Source organism: Massilia agrisoli (assembly GCF_020831365.1).
Taxonomy (GTDB): domain Bacteria; phylum Pseudomonadota; class Gammaproteobacteria; order Burkholderiales; family Burkholderiaceae_D; genus Telluria_A; species Telluria_A agrisoli.
Genome location: NZ_JAJHPV010000004.1, coordinates 45,652 through 61,921, shown reverse-complemented (window position 1 = coordinate 61,921; position 16,270 = coordinate 45,652). Strand labels below are relative to the sequence as shown.

Sequence of the window (16,270 nt, the reverse complement as noted above, 5' to 3'; positions counted from 1 at the left end):
TTTTTGCACTCAAGGCACAACCATGGGCAATCGACTCTCAAAAATCGCCACCCGCACCGGCGACAACGGCACTACAGGACTCGGCGACGGCAGCCGCACCGAAAAGGACAGCATCCGCATCAATACGCTGGGCGAAGTGGACGAACTCAACTCCTTCGTCGGCTTGCTGCTGTGCGAAGACATGCCGGCCGACCTGCGCGAGGAGCTGGTCTCTATCCAGCACGACCTGTTCGACCTTGGCGGTGAACTGTGCATCCCGGGCTACCAGCTGATCACCGATGTCCACGTCGAGCGCCTCGACGGCCTGCTGGCGAAGTACAACGCCACCCTGCCGGCGCTGCAGGACTTCATCCTGCCGGCCGGATCGCGCGCCGCGGCCCTCGCGCACGTATGCCGCACCGTGTGCCGCCGCGCCGAGCGCAGCATCGTCAGGCTGGGCAGGGATGAGAAGATCAACGAGCATCCGCGCCAGTACGTGAACCGGCTGTCGGACCTGATGTTCGTGCTGTCGCGCGTGCTGAACCGCTATGCGGGCGGAAGTGACGTCCTGTGGCAGAACGACCGCAAGCGGGGATAAGGGAAAAGGCGCGCCGGCATCGCGCCAGCGCGCCTTCTGGCCTGCCTGGCTGTTAATCCAGCGTTTCACCGACGCAGGCGCGGTTGCACTCGTCCTTGCGCCAGCGGCAGTAGTTCGCATCGATATAGCCTTTGGAAATGCAGTCTTCGTACTTCAGGTCGCAAGTAGCGAAGCACGCATCATATTCGCCGGCATAAGCAAACGACGCACCAAACGCCAGTGAAAACAGGAACAGGCCGAGTTTTTTCTTCATTGCTGGTCTCCGATTGATTTATATAGACGGATAAAGTGCAACCGGCGCCGCGCCGTCTTGTCCGCGCCGCCTTCGATGCGCTAACGGGCTTCTCAGCCGCCCAGTTCCTTGATTGCCGACTGCAGGGCTGACGGGTTAAACCCGGTCATCTTGCGGTCCCCGACGAGCAGCACCGGAACGCCGCCCCCGCCCAGCGCGGCGTGCTGCCTGCGGGCCTGTTCCGACTGCTCGATATCGAGATCGACGTAGGGAATATTGTTCGTCTTGAGATAATCGCGCGCTTTCGCGCAGTACTGGCACCACGACGTCCCGTACAGCACCACCTTGGTTTGCGCGTTCGGGAAATACGCCGAATAGTCGCCCTCCACATAAGCCGGCTTGAGCATCGCCGGCACCACGTTCACCGCATAGCCAGCACCGAGCCCGGCTGCGACGATCAGCCCGTAGCTGGCCGCCGTCTTGATCAGGTTCTTGTAGTTCGCCACATCAGATCCCTATCTGAATTTTGAACATGAAACATACACCGGAAACGTCCCGGTTCGACCACGCGCCAAGGCCAACCTATCAGGTTTACTAGGAGCGGGCGCAAGTACGAAATGACTGATCAGCCCGGCTTGTGTACTATCGTGCGGATAACGAAAACGGAGGCAGGACGGTGGGCGACTTTATCGAGATTTACGACGGCGCGCTGACGCCGGCACAGTGCAGCCAGATCATCGCGCGCTTCAACGCCAGCGACAAGGTAATCCGCGGCAGGACCGGCAATGGCGTCGATGTAGAAAAGAAGGACAGCTACGACCTGACGATCGGGCCGCACAAGGAGTGGCACGACGTCGGCAACCTGATGCTGTCGGTGGTGCGCCAGCACCTGCGGGCCTACATGGACAAGTACCGGATGCTGCTGGTGGGAGCGCTGTCGCCGACGGTGGCGCATCCACAAACCGGCGAGCCGGTGGTCCTGACGCTGGCCAATTTCGACGAATGCGGCGCGCCGAACATCGACGCGCTGATCCAGCACATGTACCGCGCCGGGCCGATCAACCTGCAGAAATACCTTCAGTCGAGCGGCGGCTACCACCACTGGCATTCAGAGATCTACCCGCAAAACGCCAGCTGCGAGACGCTGCACCGCGCGCTGCTGTTCCAGTTTTACCTGAACGACGTCGACGAAGGCGGCGAGACCGAGTTCCTGTACCAGGAGCGCAAGGTAGAAGCGCGCCAGGGACGGCTGATCATCGCGCCGGCCGGCTTTACGCACTCGCACAAGGGGCATGTAGCCAGAAGCGGCGACAAGTACATTGCCACGTCTTGGATCCTGTTCCAGCGCGCGGAGACGCTGTACGGGCAAGGCTGATGGTAAGGGTCGCCAGGCGGAGTGGTAACTGATCGAAGTTTGCGCTTGTCGAGGTGCAACATGGGAATGGATCGGTAACATTCATTCCATTATTTCCGACAGCGAGGATCTATGACACGGCCGGCATTCAAAGCAGCGTGGGCAGCTTCTCAACGCATAATCTCCCCAGTTAATCAAAGCGAAAAGGTAGCGTCGATGATCGGCGGTACGGTAGCAAAAAATATCGGACTTACGCCGCCGGTTGGCTGGAGAAATACATGCGCTATACGAATGAGCTACATCCTTAATCATTCAGGAATGCCGATACCGCGCATTGTCGGCAAAACAGTTTCCGGCGCCGACAAGAAATGGTATTTCTACCGGGTCCGAGACCTGATTGAATTTCTCACATATCGTTGGGGACGGGCAGACCTCATCCTACCCTTCCCGGTTTCGCGGAACGAGTCCATGAACGATAAGCATGGGGTTATCCTGTTTGAGGTCAGCGGCTGGCAAGACGCGAGCGGGCACGCCAGTCTATGGGACGGAAGCAGATGCTATGACCATTGTTACTTTAATCAGGATGGCGTGAACTATCGAACCAGTCGGGCCAGCTATTGGAGCTTGCCATGATCCAACTACTGCGCGCAGCCGCGGCCGTGTTCACAGCGGCTGGATTACTCGCGCTCGCCGCCAATGAGAGCCAAGCAAACCCGACGCAGACACCCGGCGCCTCAGTGCGGCCCAGCACAGCTAATTTTAAAGACATGGTGCTAGCCGTTTGCATTTCCCGGTATCAGCAAGGCCAGGCAGCGGCGGATGCAGCGAGTAGCGCGAACGCGCTGGTGGAATGGACCCGGTATGACGCCGAGACGAGCCCCGATGAGATCAACCGGATGGTGAACCGATTCCTTGGCCGGCAGTACCGCAATCCATTAGGTGAACAAGGCGGCCCAGTAGCCGAGTTCAACCTGCTCAAATGCCTTGACCTTTACCACAGCCGGGAATTGGACGCGCTAACCAAACGGGTAGTGCTGCCTGACATTCGACCCAATCGTCAAAACCGCTGAGCAAAAAAACCGGGAAGTGGAACGACGCAGGCTGGTACGCGAAGGTCCTCCGGCAAGAGGGTATGATTGGCGCACGAAAGGCGGATGCGCTTGCGCTTATCCGCCCTACACGAGCGTATCAGGTGTTGTTGACGACGAGGCGCGGTTCGCCGGCCATGAAGCGCTGGCGGATCGATGCGGCGATGCCCTTGGCGTCGAGGCCGACGCCAGCCAGCAGCGCGGCAGGGTCGCCGTGGTCGATGAACTTGTCCGGCAGGCCGAGCATCAGGATCGGCTTGACGATGCCTTCTGCGGCCAGCGCTTCCGCCACCGCCGCACCGGCCCCGCCCATCACGCAGCCCTCTTCCACCGTCACGAAGTAGTCGTGGTCGGCCGCGAGGCACTTGACCAGTTCCACATCGAGCGGCTTCACGAAGCGCATGTTGGCCACCGTGGCGCCGAGTTCAGCACCGGCAGCCACGCTTGGCGCCACCATCGAGCCGAACGCGAGGATCGCAACGTCCTTGCCTTCGCGCTTGATCTCGCCCTTGCCGATCTCGATCGAGGTCAGCTCCTTCAGGATCTCCGCACCGATGCCGGCGCCGCGCGGGTAGCGCACCGCGGCCGGACCTTCGTAGCGGTAGGCGGTCGTCAGCATCTGGCGGCATTCGTTTTCGTCCGACGCGGCCATCACGACCATGTTCGGGATGCAGCGCAGGTAGGAGATGTCGTAGTTGCCCGCGTGGGTGGCGCCATCGGCGCCGACCAGGCCCGCGCGGTCAAGCGCAAACGTCACGTCGAGGTTTTGCAGCGCGACGTCGTGGATCAGCTGGTCGTAGGCGCGCTGCAGGAAGGTCGAGTAGATCGCGACGACCGGCTTGAGCCCTTCGGTGGCCAGGCCCGCGCCAAACGTCACCGAGTGCTGTTCGGCGATGCCGACGTCGAAGTAGCGTTCCGGGTACTGCTGTTCGAAGCGCACCATGCCCGAGCCTTCGCGCATCGCCGGCGTAATGCCGACCAGGCGCTTGTCGGCGGCGGCCATGTCGCACAGCCAGTTGCCGAATACTTCGGTGTAGGTGATCTTGCCGGCCTTCGCAGGCACGATGCCTTCGGTCGGGTTGAACTTGCCGGTGCCGTGGTACAGGATAGGCTCGGCCTCGGCCAGCTTGTAGCCCTGCCCCTTCTTGGTCACCACGTGCAGGAACTGCGGACCCTTGAGCTTCTTGATGTTCTCCAGCGTCGGGATCAGCGATTCGAGGTCATGGCCGTCGATCGGGCCGATGTAGTTGAAGCCGAATTCTTCGAACATCGTGGCAGGCACCACCATGCCCTTCGCGTGCTCTTCAAAGCGCTTCGCGAGTTCGAGCACAGGGCCGGGCAGCACCGACTTGCCGACGTTTTTGGCGGCAGCGTAGAACTGGCCCGACATCAGGCGCGCCAGGTAGCGGTTGAGCGCGCCGACCGGCGGCGAGATCGACATGTCGTTGTCATTCAGGACCACCAGCAGGTTGATGTCTTCCTGGACGCCTGCGTTATTGAGCGCTTCGAAGGCCATGCCGGCGGTCATCGAGCCGTCGCCGATCACGGCGATGGCGTGCCGATGCTCGCCCTTGATCTTGGCCGCCTGCGCCATGCCCAGCGCGGCCGAAATCGAGGTCGACGAGTGCGCGGTGCCGAAGGTGTCGTATTCGCTTTCGACGCGGCGCGGGAAGCCCGAGACGCCGCCGAACTGGCGCAGCGTGTGCATCTGGTCGCGGCGGCCGGTGAGGATCTTGTGCGAGTAGGTCTGGTGGCCCACGTCCCATACGATGCGGTCGTGCGGGGTGTTGAACACGTAGTGCAGCGCGATGGTCAGTTCGACCGTGCCGAGGTTGGACGACAGGTGGCCGCCCGTCTTCGATACCGAGTCGAGCAGGAAGTGGCGCAGTTCGTGCGCCAGCGGCGTCAGTTGCGTGCGCGGCAGCTTGCGCAGCTCAGCCGGGCTGTTGATAGTCTCTAGCAATTTCATTTACGCTTTCCGCTGCACGATCAGGTCCGCTAAGTCGCGCAGCCTGCGTGCTTGTTCTCCAAACGGTTCGAGCGCCTGGTGCGCGTCGTTCCGCAGTTTCTCCGCCAAGATCCTGGATGGCTCCAGGCCCAATATCGATACGTAGGTCGGCTTGTTGGCCGCCGCGTCCTTGCCGGCGGTCTTGCCCAGCGTGGCCGAGTCGGCCGTGGCGTCAAGGACGTCGTCGACCACCTGGAACGCCAGCCCGACCGCGCCCGCGTAGGCGTCGAGCGCGGCCAGCTCCTGGGCCGACAGGTCCTTGCCGGCCAGCGCGCCCAGTACCACCGCGGCGCGCAGCAGCGCGCCGGTCTTCAGCTGGTGCATGCGCTCAAGCTGTTCCAGCGTCAGGGACAGGCCCACGCTGTCGAGGTCAATCGCCTGCCCGCCGCACATCCCGCCCGACCCCGCCGCCTGCGCCAGCAGGCGCACCATGGCGAGCTGGCGCGCCGGCGGCACGCTGTCGCCTTCGGCCAGCACGCTGAAGGCTTGCGCCTGCAGCGCGTCGCCCACCAGCAGCGCGGTCGCTTCGTCATACGCCACGTGCACGGTCGGTTTGCCGCGCCTTAAATCGTCGTCGTCCATGCAGGGCATGTCGTCGTGCACCAGCGAGTACACGTGGATCATCTCGATGGCCGCCGCGGCGCGTTCGAGCGCGCGCGTGTCGGCGCCGGTCAGCGCGCCCGCGGCGAACACCAGCAGCGGGCGTACCCGCTTGCCGCCGCCGAGCGCGGTGTAGCGCATCGCTTCGTGCAGCTTGTGCGGCTCCGTGGACGCCGCCGGCAGGTAAGCCGCCAGCGCCGTTTCAACATGGGCCTGCACGGTTTTCATCCAGTCGTCGAATGCTCCCGCGCTCATTGGTCGCCCTCGCCGCCATTGCCGGCCGCGAAAGGCTTGAGCATGTCGCCTTCGAGCACCTTGACCTGGGCTTCCACTTTTTCCAGCTGGGCGGCGCAGTAGCGCACCAGTTCCGAGCCGCGCGCGTACGTCGCCACCGACGCTTCGAGCGGCAGTTGTCCGGCCTCCATTTGGGCGACCAGTTGCGCCAGTTCGGCCATTGCCTGCTCGAACGACTCCGGGGCGGCGACGCCGTCGGCTGTTAATTTGTTTGACATAAATACTTTAAGTGAGGCGAAGGCACGCAACTTTATGCATTGCGCGCCAGTCTAATCGCTTATTTTAGAATAATTCACCCCAGCGGGTAACGACGGTTCGCCAGCGACAGCTTGCCAGTCAGGCCAGATTTTATCCCAATTAGGGGGCTGCCCATGAAAACCATGCCGTTCCGGCAATACCTTCATCTCGCTACGCCACATTCGCGCGCCGGCCCGCGACTGTAGAGTCCGTTACGCGGTATAATCTCCGGTTCTGTCCGAAATACCGTATTCCGCATTCCCAAAATACTGGTCTTTGGATTCTTTCTCTTCTTTGGCTTGATGCTTATTTAAAAGGGGGGTTGGGATGTCCGATCTGGCTACCCACGCCAAGCTGGCGCAATCGTGCGCACAGCTTCCGGTAGATGTCTACTTTGATGAAGCGCTGCTAAAGCGCGAGATGCAGCAGTTATTCCAGAACGGCCCGCGTTATGTCGGGCACGAACTGATGGTGCCCGAAGTGGGCGATTTTGCCACCCTTGCTTCTGAGAACGAGGGTCGCATGCTCGTGCGCAACGCAAATGGCATCGAAGTGCTGTCCAACGTCTGCCGCCACCGCCAGGCGCTGATGTTCAATGGCCGCGGCAATGCGAACAACATCGTGTGCCCCCTGCATCGCTGGACATACGACCTCAAGGGCCAGCTGATCGGCGCGCCGCACTTCCCCGAAACGCCTTGCGTGCAGCTGGCGACAACGCCGCTGCAGAGCTGGAACGGGCTGCTGTTCGAGCAGAACGGCTACAACGTGATGGAAAAGCTTGGCACGCTGTCGGTGACCAAGGATCTCGATTTCACCGGCTACATGCTGGACCACGTCGAGGTGCACACCTGCGACTACAACTGGAAGACCTTCATCGAGGTCTACCTGGAAGACTACCACGTCGAGCCGTTCCACCCGGGCCTGGGCGGCTTCGTCAGCTGCGACGACCTGCGCTGGGAATTCGGGCGCGACTACAGCGTGCAGACGGTGGGCGTCAACCGCGGCCTGCAGAAGTCCGGCTCGCCGGCGTACCAGAAGTGGCAGGAGCAGGTGCTCAAGTTCCGCCGCGGCGAACCGCCTCCGTACGGCGCCATCTGGCTGACCCTGTACCCGAACATCATGGTCGAGTGGTATCCGCACGTGCTGGTGGTGTCGACCCTGTGGCCGGACGGCCCGCAGAAGACCCGCAACGTGGTCGAGTTCTACTACCCCGAAGAGATCGTGCTGTTCGAGCGCGAATTCGTCGAGGCCGAACGCGCGGCCTACATGGAGACCTGCGTCGAGGACGACGAGATCGCCATGCGCATGGACGCCGGCCGCCGCATCCTGGTGCAGCGCGGCGTCAACGAAGTCGGCCCTTACCAGTCGCCGATGGAAGACGGCATGCAGCATTTCCACGAGTGGTACCGCAGTAATATCGACCTTTAACGCCAAAGGATCCAATGGCGTCACTATGGATGTTGTTTGCCAGCTTTGCGTTCGCCGGAATGGGCGCGGCCGTGAAGCTGGCCTCCGGGTTCTACTCCACCTCTGAAATCGTCATGTACCGCGGCATGGTCGGCACGATCATGCTGCTGCTGCTCGTGCGCCACCAGGGCGGCACCTTGCGCACCGCCTTCCCCAAAGAGCACCTGTGGCGCGGCTTCGTCGGCGTGATTTCGCTGTGGCTGTGGTTCTACGCCATCGGCAAGCTGCCGCTGGCCACCGCCGTCACCCTCAACTACCTGGCGCCGATCTGGATCGCGCTGTACCTCGCCTTGATGGGCTGGTGGCGCGGCAAGCACCATGTCGAGTGGCCGATGCTGGTCGCGGTCGGCGCCAGCTTCGTCGGCGTGGTGCTGGCGCTGCAGCCTGCCGTCGAGTCGCACCAGTGGCTGGGCGGCGTGATGGGCATCGCCTCGTCGGTGATCTCGGCGATGGCGTACATGCAGGTGCGCCGGCTCGGCCAGATGGGCGAGCCCGAATACCGCGTGGTGTTCTATTTCTCGCTGATGACGGTGGTGTTCGGCATGGTCGGCACGCTTGCGCCTGGCGAAGCGGGCCAGCCGTCGCTGCATCCGCACACCTGGTACGGCGCCGGCCTGCTGCTGGCGGTCGGCGTCAGCGCGACCATGGCGCAAATGGCCATGACGCGCGCCTACCGGGTCGGCAATGTGCTGGTGGTGGCCAACCTGCAGTACACCGGCATCATCTTCTCCAGCCTGTGGGGCATGGTGCTGTGGGGTGACGTGTTCGACTGGCACGTCTGGCTTGGCATGGGCGTGATCCTGGTATCGGGCGTTGCTGCAACGTTCTACAATACACGCAGCACGCCGCCCACAGCGGTCAAGACCGACCCGATTGCAAGCGAACTCTGAGGACACCATGTACACGACACTGATCTCTGCCGCCGACCTCGCCCCGCACATCGACAGCCCGAACTGGGCCGTCATTGACTGCCGCCATGACCTGGCCAATCCCGATGCCGGCCATGCAGGCTACGCCATCGGCCACATCAGCCACGCGCTGTTTGCCCACGTGGACACCGACCTGTCCGGCGCCAAGGTCGGCGCCGACGGCGGCTTCCGCGGCCGCCATCCCCTGCCCGACCGCGACACCTTCATCGAAACCCTGCGCGGCTGGGGCATCAATGACGACACCCAGGTGGTCGCCTACGACGCCCACGGCGGCATGTTCGCCGCGCGCCTGTGGTGGATGCTGCGCTGGGTCGGCCACCAGAAAGTGGCCGTGCTGGACGGCGGCCTGGCTGCATGGCAGGCCGGCGGCTTCCCGATGTCGACCGAAGCGCCGGTCCGTGAACGCGGCATGATCAACGACCGCGGACCGCTGGTGGAAACTGTCTCCGCTGACGAGGTGCTGGAAAATATCGCCGTCGGCGCGCGCGTTGTGATCGACGCGCGTGCGGCCGACCGCTTCCGCGGCGAAAACGAAACCATGGACCCCGTCGGCGGCCACATCCCGGGCGCAAAGAACCGCTTCTTCAAGGACAACCTGCAGGCGGACGGCCGCTTCAAGGAACCGGCGCAGCTGAAGGCGGACTTCGCCATGCTGGTTACCGAGCCGACGGCCGTGATCATGCAGTGCGGCTCCGGCGTCACCGCCTGCCACAACCTGCTCGCGCTGGAAGTGGCCGGCATGCCGGGCGCGGCCCTGTATCCTGGTTCATGGAGCGAGTGGAGTTCGGACCCTTCACGCCCGGTCCATACCGGCGACTAAGGCGCCGCGGCGCGCCTGCCGCGCTTAGTGCGCGCCGGTGAGGAACACCACCAGCAGCACGCCCACGCCGATCAAGAGCACCTGCGGCACCGACTCGCGCACGGTGGCGCGGCGCTGCATCTGCGGCATCAGGTCGCTGACGGCGATATACAGGAAGCCCGACGAGGCGAACACCAGCACATACGGGATCAGGCCGCTGGCCTGGTCCAGCGTGTAGTAGCCGATCAGTCCACCGGCCACCGCCATCAGGCTGCACAGCAGGTTGAAGATATATGCGCGGCGGCGCGAGAAGCCGGCGTTGAGCAGCACGATGAAGTCGCCGATCTCCTGCGGGATCTCGTGCGCGATGATGGCCAGGCCGGTAATGATGCCCAGTTCCGGGTTGGCCAGGAAGGCCGCGGCGATCAGGATGCCGTCGGTGAAATTGTGCATGCCGTCGCCGATCAGGATCATCCACCCCGACTTGCCCGCCTCGCGCGCATCATGCCCGTGCGCGTGGTGGTGGCCGTCGCCTTCGTGGTGGTGCGAGTGGCGCAGGATCGCCAGCTTTTCCAGCATGAAGAACGCCAGCAGGCCGCCCAGCAGGGTCGCGAACAGCTTGTGCGTGTCGGCGCCCGACTCGAATGCTTCGGGCAGCGCATGCAGCAGCGCCGTCGACAGCATGATCCCCACCGACAGGCTGACCATGCGCTCGACCATTTTCGAGAGCAGCGTAAACGAAAACACTGCGGCTGCAGTGATGCTCGCAACGCCGCCAATGGTGGTCGCCAGCAGGATGGATATCAGGATCGGGTCGATTTTGTTGCCTCTTGTACGAATGTTGCGTGATGCGCAAGCCCGGCATTGTACCGCCTCGGCTCGCTAAACGTCCCCGCTCACGCCGCGCCGTTGGCGTCCAGCCACTCCAGCGAGCGTTTGAAGCCGTCGCGCGCATCCGCCTCCACATAGCTTGGCCGGTTGTCGGCATAGAACGCATGCCCTGCCGCCGGGTACACCACGAACTCCGATTTGCTGCTGCCGAGCGCAAGCTCGCCTTCCATTGCTTCCACCGTCGACAGCGCAATCGTCCGGTCTTTGGCGCCATACAGGCCAAGCACCGGCACTTTCAGGGTGCGCGCGATATTGACCGGGTGCTGCGGGCGGATCGCACTGGATTCGCCCACCAGCCGGCCGTACCACGCCACGCCCGCCTTGACGCAGGGGTTGTGGGCCGCGTACAGCCAGGCGATCCGGCCGCCCCAGCACCAGCCGGTGACTGACAGCCGCTCAATGTTGCCGCCGCTGGACGCAGCCCATGCGACGCAGGCGTCTAGGTCGGCCATGACCTGGGCATCGGGTGTGCGCGCGATGATGCCTTTCATCAGCGAAGGAATGTCCGGCACGCTGGTCGGATCGCCCTGGCGGACGAACAGGTCGGGGGCGATGGCGAAGTAACCCTGCCTGGCGAAGCGGCGCGCGACGTCGGCAATATGTTCGTGCACACCGAAGATCTCGGAAATCAACAGCAGCACGGGAAGATTCGGCGCATTTTCCGGCTGCGCGAAAAAGACCGGCACCGCCTGGCCGTCTACGACGATGTCGTGCCAGCCAGTGCATAGGCCAGCGTCGTCGGTGGCAATGACGGTGTGGGCAGAGACCGGGAGCGTGGCCGCGGCAAAGCCGATCCCGCGGGTCGCAAGCGCGGCGGCTTGCCCTTGAGTGCGTTGATTCATCCAGTTCCTGTTGCGCAAAGGCTATATCTTAAACCGACGCAAGAAAAAAGGCCTCCGGTGAGGGAGGCCTTGTCGATGTTTCCTGGTTCGCGAAGCTTACGGCACCAGCGCGAAGTTGATGTTCACCGCGTTCTGCGTCGAGATATCGACCGCATCGACCCGGGTCTGGGTCGCGTAACCGGTGGCCGACGCGGACACCGAATACTTGCCCGCGCCTGGCGTCGAGGTCGTGCTGGCCGAGAAGGCCAGCGGCAGCGTCGCGCTGTAGGTGGCGTATTGCGGCGCGGCGACCGGCAGGTTGTTGAGGGTGTAAGCGCCAGTGGCCAGGTCAGCGCCGGCATACTTGATCGTCACGGTCGGGCCGGCGGCAAAGGTCTGCTTGGCGGCGACATAGGCCGCTTCGCCGCTGGTGCTGGCTGGCGTCATCGTGACGGTACCGGCAATGCTGCCCGTTGCGCTGGTTGCCATGACGAGGGGTGCGGCAACCGTGCTCAGCGCGGTCGTGCTGGACGTCGTCGCGACCGGTACGGCGGCGATGACGGAGGCGGCGTGGCCGTCGGCGGTAATCACCACGTCGTAGTTGCCCGGAGCCAGGCGCGACAGGAAGAACTCGCCGGTGGTGGCGTTCGGCGCGGTCGAGCTGATGATGACGCCGTTCTGCTGCGCGCTCACGCTCACGCCGCTCGACAGCAGCGCCGGGCTGATGAAACCGTTGATGCCATTGCTGACGGTCGGTACCAGCTTGATGACAGGCTTGAGCGCGTACTTGCCGTTGCCCTTGGTCAGGACCGATTTGCAGGCGTCGAAGTCGAGCACCAGGTCGGTGCGCTGGCCGGCGACAACGTCGAACTGGCCGGCGATCTTGATGCCGCTCTGGACCGCGCTTGGCGTTTCCAGCGTTTTCTCGGCCGTGGTGCCGGTCGGGACCACCGTGTTGGCGGTGCCGGCGCCTGCGTTAGCATCGAGCACCAGGCGGAGCTGGTTGTACTTACCTGCCGGCAGGCTGGTCGCGCCGAGCGAATCGAGCACGCCGTTGGTCAGGTTGAGCAGGTTGATCTTGCGTGCCGGGCTGAGCGTGATGTCGCTCCAGCCGCTCTCGGTCTCGCCAGCTGCCGCGTTCTGGTGAACCCGGACCTTGCTTACCGTGACATTGACCGCATCAAAGCCGCAAGCCGGCGCGTCGGTCAGCGACACACCAAGGGTGCCCGACTGGGCAGGAGCCGGCGCAGGCGCGCCGCTGTCCCCGCCGCCGCCGCCGCAAGCGGCAATGGTCGCGGCTGCGAAAGCAGCACTGGTGATCAGGGTAAGACGTTGGAGTTTCGGGTTCATATAAAGCCTCTTGTTGGTAACGGATCATGTCGAGCGCGTTCTGCGCTGTATGGACATACTTTACATTTCCAAGGGGCAATTTTGTGTGCGCTAACCCACATAGCAACTTTTGCTTACAACTTTGGCGAGATTCTGTGGCCTGCCAGCCGCGCCACATTACATATACGACAAGAAAATCGAGGTCCGTTCCCGGGGACGGACCTCGAACTGAGAGAGTGGCAAATTTGATGGTGCGTTTTGCCGCCCGGGATCAGTGCGCCTTGTCCCAGTTGGGGCCGACGCCGACTTCGGCGAGCAGCGGCACTTTCAGCTGCGCGACGCCTGCCATCAGTTCCGGCAGCTTGACCTTGACGATCTCCAGCTCCGCTTCCGGCACTTCCAGCACCAGTTCGTCGTGCACCTGCATCACCATGCGCGTGGCCATGCCCGTTGTTTCCAGCCAGCCTTGGACCGCAATCATCGCCAGCTTGATCAGGTCGGCCGCGGTGCCTTGCATCGGCGCGTTGATCGCGGCGCGTTCGGCGCCCTGGCGGCGCGGGCCGTTCGGGGAGTTGATCTCGGGGAGCCACAGCCGGCGCCCGAACACCGTCTCGACATAGCCGCGCGCCTTGGCTTGCATGCGGGTGTCGTCCATGTACTGCTTCACGCCCGAGAAGCGGGCAAAGTAGCGCTCGATGTAGCTCTGCGCGGCCGAACGGTCGACACCGAGGTTGCTGGCCAGGCCAAACGCGCTCATGCCGTAGATCAGGCCGAAGTTGATCACCTTGGCATAGCGGCGCTGCTCGCTTTCGACTTGCGCCGGCGGCACGCCGAAGATTTCGGCAGCGGTAGCGCGGTGGATGTCCTCGCCTTCGGCAAACGCGCGCAGCATCGCTTCGTCTTCCGAGATGTGCGCCATGATGCGCAGCTCGATCTGCGAGTAGTCGGCCGAGACGATCACGCTGCCCGGCGGCGCGATGAAGGCTTCGCGGATGCGGCGCCCTTCCGCGGTACGGATAGGGATGTTCTGCAGGTTCGGGTCGTTCGACGACAGGCGCCCCGTCACCGCCACCGCTTGCGCGTAATTGGTGTGCACGCGGCCGGTGTCGCGGTTGACCATCTTGGGCAGCTTGTCGGTGTAGGTCGATTTCAGCTTCGACAGGCTGCGGTGCTCCAGCAGCACCTTCGGCAGCGGGAAGTCTTCGGCCAGCTTTTGCAGCACTTCTTCGTCGGTCGACGGCGCGCCGCTCGGCGTCTTTTTGACCACCGGCAGCTGCAGCTTGCCGAAGAAGATTTCACCGATCTGCTTGGGCGAGCCGAGGTTGAACGGGCCGCCGGCCAGTTCGTGCGCTTTCTGCTCCAGCTCCATCATGCGCGCGCCAAGTTCGTTCGACTGCGTCTCGAGCAGCGCGGCGTCGATCAGCACCCCGTTGCGCTCGATCTTTTGCAGCACCACGGAGGTCGGCAGCTCGATCTGGCGGTAGATGAAGTTAAGCTTCTCGTCGCTTTCAACGTGCCCCTTCATCGCGTGGTGCAGGCGCAGCGTGATGTCGGAGTCTTCGCCCGCATATTCGGTGGCGCGCGACAGTTCGACCTGGTCGAAGCAGATCTGGCCAGCGCCCTTGCCGCACACTTCGGTAAATGGGATCGTCGTGTAGCCGAGGTGGCGCATCGCCAGGCCGTCCATGTCGTGCGGCTTGTGCGATTCGAATACGTACGATTGCAGCAGCGTGTCGTGCACGATGCCGCGCAGCGTGACGCCGTGGTTGGCGAAGATATGGCTGTCATACTTGAGGTTCTGGCCGACCTTCGGCTTGGCCGGGTCTTCGAGCCAGCCGCGCAGCTTTTCCAGCACGAGTTCGCGCGGCAGCTGCTCCGGCACGCCGGCGTAGCGGTGCGCCACCGGAATGTAGGCGCCCTTGCCCGGCTCGACGCTCAGCGAGATGCCGACCATCTCCGCCGTCATCGGGTCGAGCGAGGTGGTTTCGGTGTCGACCGACGTCAGTTCGGCCGCGTCCACCAGCGCCAGCCAGTTGTCGAGCGCGTCCTCGGTCAGCACAGTTTCGTATTCGCCGCGGATCACCGGCGTGGCGGCGACGCCGAACAAGTCGCCTTCCGGCGAATTGAGCAGCACGCCGCTGGCGCGCGCGCCGCCGGCATCGACGGCAGCGCCGATCTCGCGCAGCAGTGTCTTGAAGCCGTAGCGCTGGAAGAAGTCGCGCAGGCCGTCCTTGTCTTCCTCGCGCCCGACCAGCGTTTCCGAAATCGATACCATGTGGCCGGACAAGTCACAGTCGGTTTTTACGGTGATCAGCGTGCGGCCTTGCGGCAGCCATTCGAGCGCGCTGCGCAGGTTCTCGCCAACGGCGCCTGTGATCGTGTGGTGGTTGTCGATGACCCCTTGCAGGCTGCCGTGCTGGGTCAGCCACTTGAGCGCGGTTTTCGGGCCGCACTTGCTCACGCCGGGGATGTTGTCGACCGTGTCGCCGATCAGGGTCAGGTAGTCGATGATGCGGTTCGGCGGCACGCCGAACTTGGCCAGCACGCCGGCTTCGTCGAGCTTCTCGTTGGTCATCGTGTTGATCAGGGTGACCTTGTCGTTGACCAGCTGCGCCAGGTCCTTGTCGCCGGTCGAAACGATCGTGTTCATGCCCAGCTGCGTGGCCTGCACCGACAAGGTGCCGATCACGTCGTCGGCCTCGACGCCTTCGACCATCAGGATCGGCCAGCCCATGTGCTTGACCGCTTCGTGGATCGGCTCGATCTGCAGGCGCAGGTCGTCCGGCATCGAGGCGCGTGTCGCCTTGTATTCGGGATACATGTCGTCACGGAAAGTCTTGCCCTTTGCATCGAACACGCAGGCGATGTAAGCGGCCGGGTAATCCTGGCGCAGCCGGCGCAGCATGTTGACCATGCCGTGCATGGCGCCAGTCGGGTGGCCGTCCGGGCTGCGCAGGTCGGGCAAGGCGTGGAAAGCGCGGTACAGGTAACTGGAGCCGTCGACTAACAACAGGGTATTTTGCATAGTGCCAAGTAAGAAGGTGGGCCGGGCGCGGGCCGGCGAATATCTGCCATTATCGCAGAATCGCGCTTGAAGAAAACGCAAGGGAACGATCTGTCCAGTAGCCCATATGGGGACGATTCGGCGCATTTTCACAGGGAAGCACAGGTGTTTGTTACAATGGTCACAACGATTAAAGGTGACCATCATGATGCGCACATCCCCAGCCCTGAAACTGCTTGCCCTCTTCCTGTTGGCCCATTCCGGCTCGGCGCTTGCCCAGGCCCGTCCGAGCGAGGCCCCGCCCAAGCTCGAGCGTATCGAGGAAGGCAGCGACACGCCCGTGACCATCGTCCCCAAGCGCGACCAGCAGCGCAACATCAAGGAAACCAAGGACGGCGGCCAGGTCAAGGAAGTGCAGGTCAAGAGCGGCAAGAGTACCTACACGATGAAGGGCAGCAATCCTGGCAGCGTCGCTGAGAACAGCGTCGGCACCGGCAGCACCCTGCGTCCGCCGCAATGGCAGGTGCTGGAGTTTGACCTCAGCAAGAAAAAGCAGGCCCAGCGCGACGAAGAAGCGGCAGCCGCCGCTGCCGCAGCGCCACCGGCAGCCGTTCCGCCACCGCCGGCATTGGCAAAATAA

General features: G+C 63.4%; 17 protein-coding genes. 8 read left to right on the top strand and 9 right to left on the bottom strand.

Going from position 1 to position 16,270, the window contains the following annotated elements; all coding sequences use genetic code 11:
- Positions 1–22 precede the first annotated feature (22 nt).
- Positions 23–577, top strand: coding sequence for a cob(I)yrinic acid a,c-diamide adenosyltransferase (locus LMJ30_RS01655; RefSeq protein ID WP_229430597.1), 555 nt, complete (start codon positions 23–25; stop codon positions 575–577).
- 52 nt (positions 578–629) lie between these two features.
- On the opposite strand, the gene LMJ30_RS01650 is transcribed toward LMJ30_RS01655, so the two are convergent.
- Both LMJ30_RS01650 and LMJ30_RS01645 read right to left on the bottom strand, forming a co-directional pair.
- Positions 630–830: a hypothetical protein gene (locus LMJ30_RS01650; protein WP_229430596.1), complete on the bottom strand. Its 201-nt coding sequence runs from the start codon at positions 828–830 to the stop codon at positions 630–632.
- Positions 831–922: 92 nt separating this feature from the next.
- Positions 923–1,315, bottom strand: a complete 393-nt coding sequence (locus tag LMJ30_RS01645) for a glutaredoxin family protein (protein ID WP_229430595.1) — start codon at positions 1,313–1,315, stop codon at positions 923–925.
- Between the two features lie 170 nt (positions 1,316–1,485).
- On the opposite strand from LMJ30_RS01645, the gene LMJ30_RS01640 reads away from it, so the two are divergent.
- The 3 genes from LMJ30_RS01640 to LMJ30_RS01630 all read left to right on the top strand — a co-directional run bounded on the left by LMJ30_RS01640 (position 1,486) and on the right by LMJ30_RS01630 (position 3,233).
- The gene (locus LMJ30_RS01640; protein WP_229430594.1) at positions 1,486–2,184 is read left to right on the top strand and encodes a 2OG-Fe(II) oxygenase; all 699 of its coding nucleotides are present in this window, start codon (positions 1,486–1,488) and stop codon (positions 2,182–2,184) included.
- Positions 2,185–2,295: 111 nt separating this feature from the next.
- On the top strand, positions 2,296–2,796 hold the full coding sequence (locus LMJ30_RS01635; protein WP_307729211.1) for a type VI secretion system amidase effector protein Tae4: 501 nt from the start codon (positions 2,296–2,298) through the stop codon (positions 2,794–2,796).
- A complete protein-coding gene (locus LMJ30_RS01630) occupies positions 2,793–3,233 on the top strand; it encodes a T6SS amidase immunity protein Tai4 family protein (protein ID WP_229430593.1) in 441 nt (146 codons plus the stop codon). The genes LMJ30_RS01635 and LMJ30_RS01630 overlap by 4 nt, the downstream gene beginning before the upstream one ends.
- A 118-nt stretch (positions 3,234–3,351) precedes the next feature.
- Here LMJ30_RS01630 and dxs read toward each other — a convergent pair whose 3' ends face one another.
- Genes dxs through LMJ30_RS01615 form a run of 3 tightly spaced genes read right to left on the bottom strand, consistent with a single transcriptional unit; the run spans position 3,352 to position 6,371 of the window.
- Positions 3,352–5,220, bottom strand: a complete 1,869-nt coding sequence (gene dxs / locus LMJ30_RS01625; protein ID WP_229430592.1) for a 1-deoxy-D-xylulose-5-phosphate synthase — start codon at positions 5,218–5,220, stop codon at positions 3,352–3,354.
- The gene (locus LMJ30_RS01620; RefSeq protein WP_229430591.1) at positions 5,221–6,114 is read right to left on the bottom strand and encodes a polyprenyl synthetase family protein; all 894 of its coding nucleotides are present in this window, start codon (positions 6,112–6,114) and stop codon (positions 5,221–5,223) included. It lies immediately after the preceding gene.
- The gene (locus LMJ30_RS01615; protein WP_229430590.1) at positions 6,111–6,371 is read right to left on the bottom strand and encodes an exodeoxyribonuclease VII small subunit; all 261 of its coding nucleotides are present in this window, start codon (positions 6,369–6,371) and stop codon (positions 6,111–6,113) included. Before LMJ30_RS01615 ends, LMJ30_RS01620 begins: the two co-directional genes overlap by 4 nt.
- Positions 6,372–6,717: 346 nt before the next feature.
- On the opposite strand from LMJ30_RS01615, the gene LMJ30_RS01610 reads away from it, so the two are divergent.
- From LMJ30_RS01610 to LMJ30_RS01600, 3 genes are read left to right on the top strand one after another with little or no spacing between them, the layout of a single operon-like run.
- Complete coding sequence (locus tag LMJ30_RS01610; RefSeq protein WP_229430589.1) at positions 6,718–7,818, top strand: aromatic ring-hydroxylating oxygenase subunit alpha; 1,101 nt, start codon at positions 6,718–6,720, stop codon at positions 7,816–7,818.
- Between the two features lie 14 nt (positions 7,819–7,832).
- Complete coding sequence (locus LMJ30_RS01605) at positions 7,833–8,747, top strand: DMT family transporter (RefSeq protein WP_229430588.1); 915 nt, start codon at positions 7,833–7,835, stop codon at positions 8,745–8,747.
- 7 nt (positions 8,748–8,754) lie between these two features.
- Positions 8,755–9,606, top strand: coding sequence for a sulfurtransferase (locus LMJ30_RS01600; RefSeq protein ID WP_229430587.1), 852 nt, complete (start codon positions 8,755–8,757; stop codon positions 9,604–9,606).
- A gap of 24 nt (positions 9,607–9,630) precedes the next feature.
- On the opposite strand, the gene LMJ30_RS01595 is transcribed toward LMJ30_RS01600, so the two are convergent.
- The 4 genes from LMJ30_RS01595 to polA form a co-directional block, all read right to left on the bottom strand.
- A complete protein-coding gene (locus LMJ30_RS01595; RefSeq protein ID WP_371872969.1) occupies positions 9,631–10,380 on the bottom strand; it encodes a ZIP family metal transporter in 750 nt (249 codons plus the stop codon).
- A gap of 101 nt (positions 10,381–10,481) precedes the next feature.
- Complete coding sequence (locus LMJ30_RS01590) at positions 10,482–11,318, bottom strand: dienelactone hydrolase family protein (RefSeq protein WP_229430585.1); 837 nt, start codon at positions 11,316–11,318, stop codon at positions 10,482–10,484.
- Between the two features lie 96 nt (positions 11,319–11,414).
- Positions 11,415–12,647, bottom strand: a complete 1,233-nt coding sequence (locus tag LMJ30_RS01585) for a DUF4382 domain-containing protein (RefSeq protein ID WP_229430584.1) — start codon at positions 12,645–12,647, stop codon at positions 11,415–11,417.
- 250 nt (positions 12,648–12,897) lie between these two features.
- Entirely contained in the window at positions 12,898–15,651 is a 2,754-nt protein-coding gene (gene polA, locus LMJ30_RS01580) for a DNA polymerase I (protein ID WP_229430583.1), read from the bottom strand.
- Positions 15,652–15,835: 184 nt separating this feature from the next.
- Between polA and LMJ30_RS01575 the strand changes: the two genes are divergently transcribed.
- On the top strand, positions 15,836–16,270 hold the full coding sequence (locus LMJ30_RS01575) for a hypothetical protein (RefSeq protein WP_229430582.1): 435 nt from the start codon (positions 15,836–15,838) through the stop codon (positions 16,268–16,270).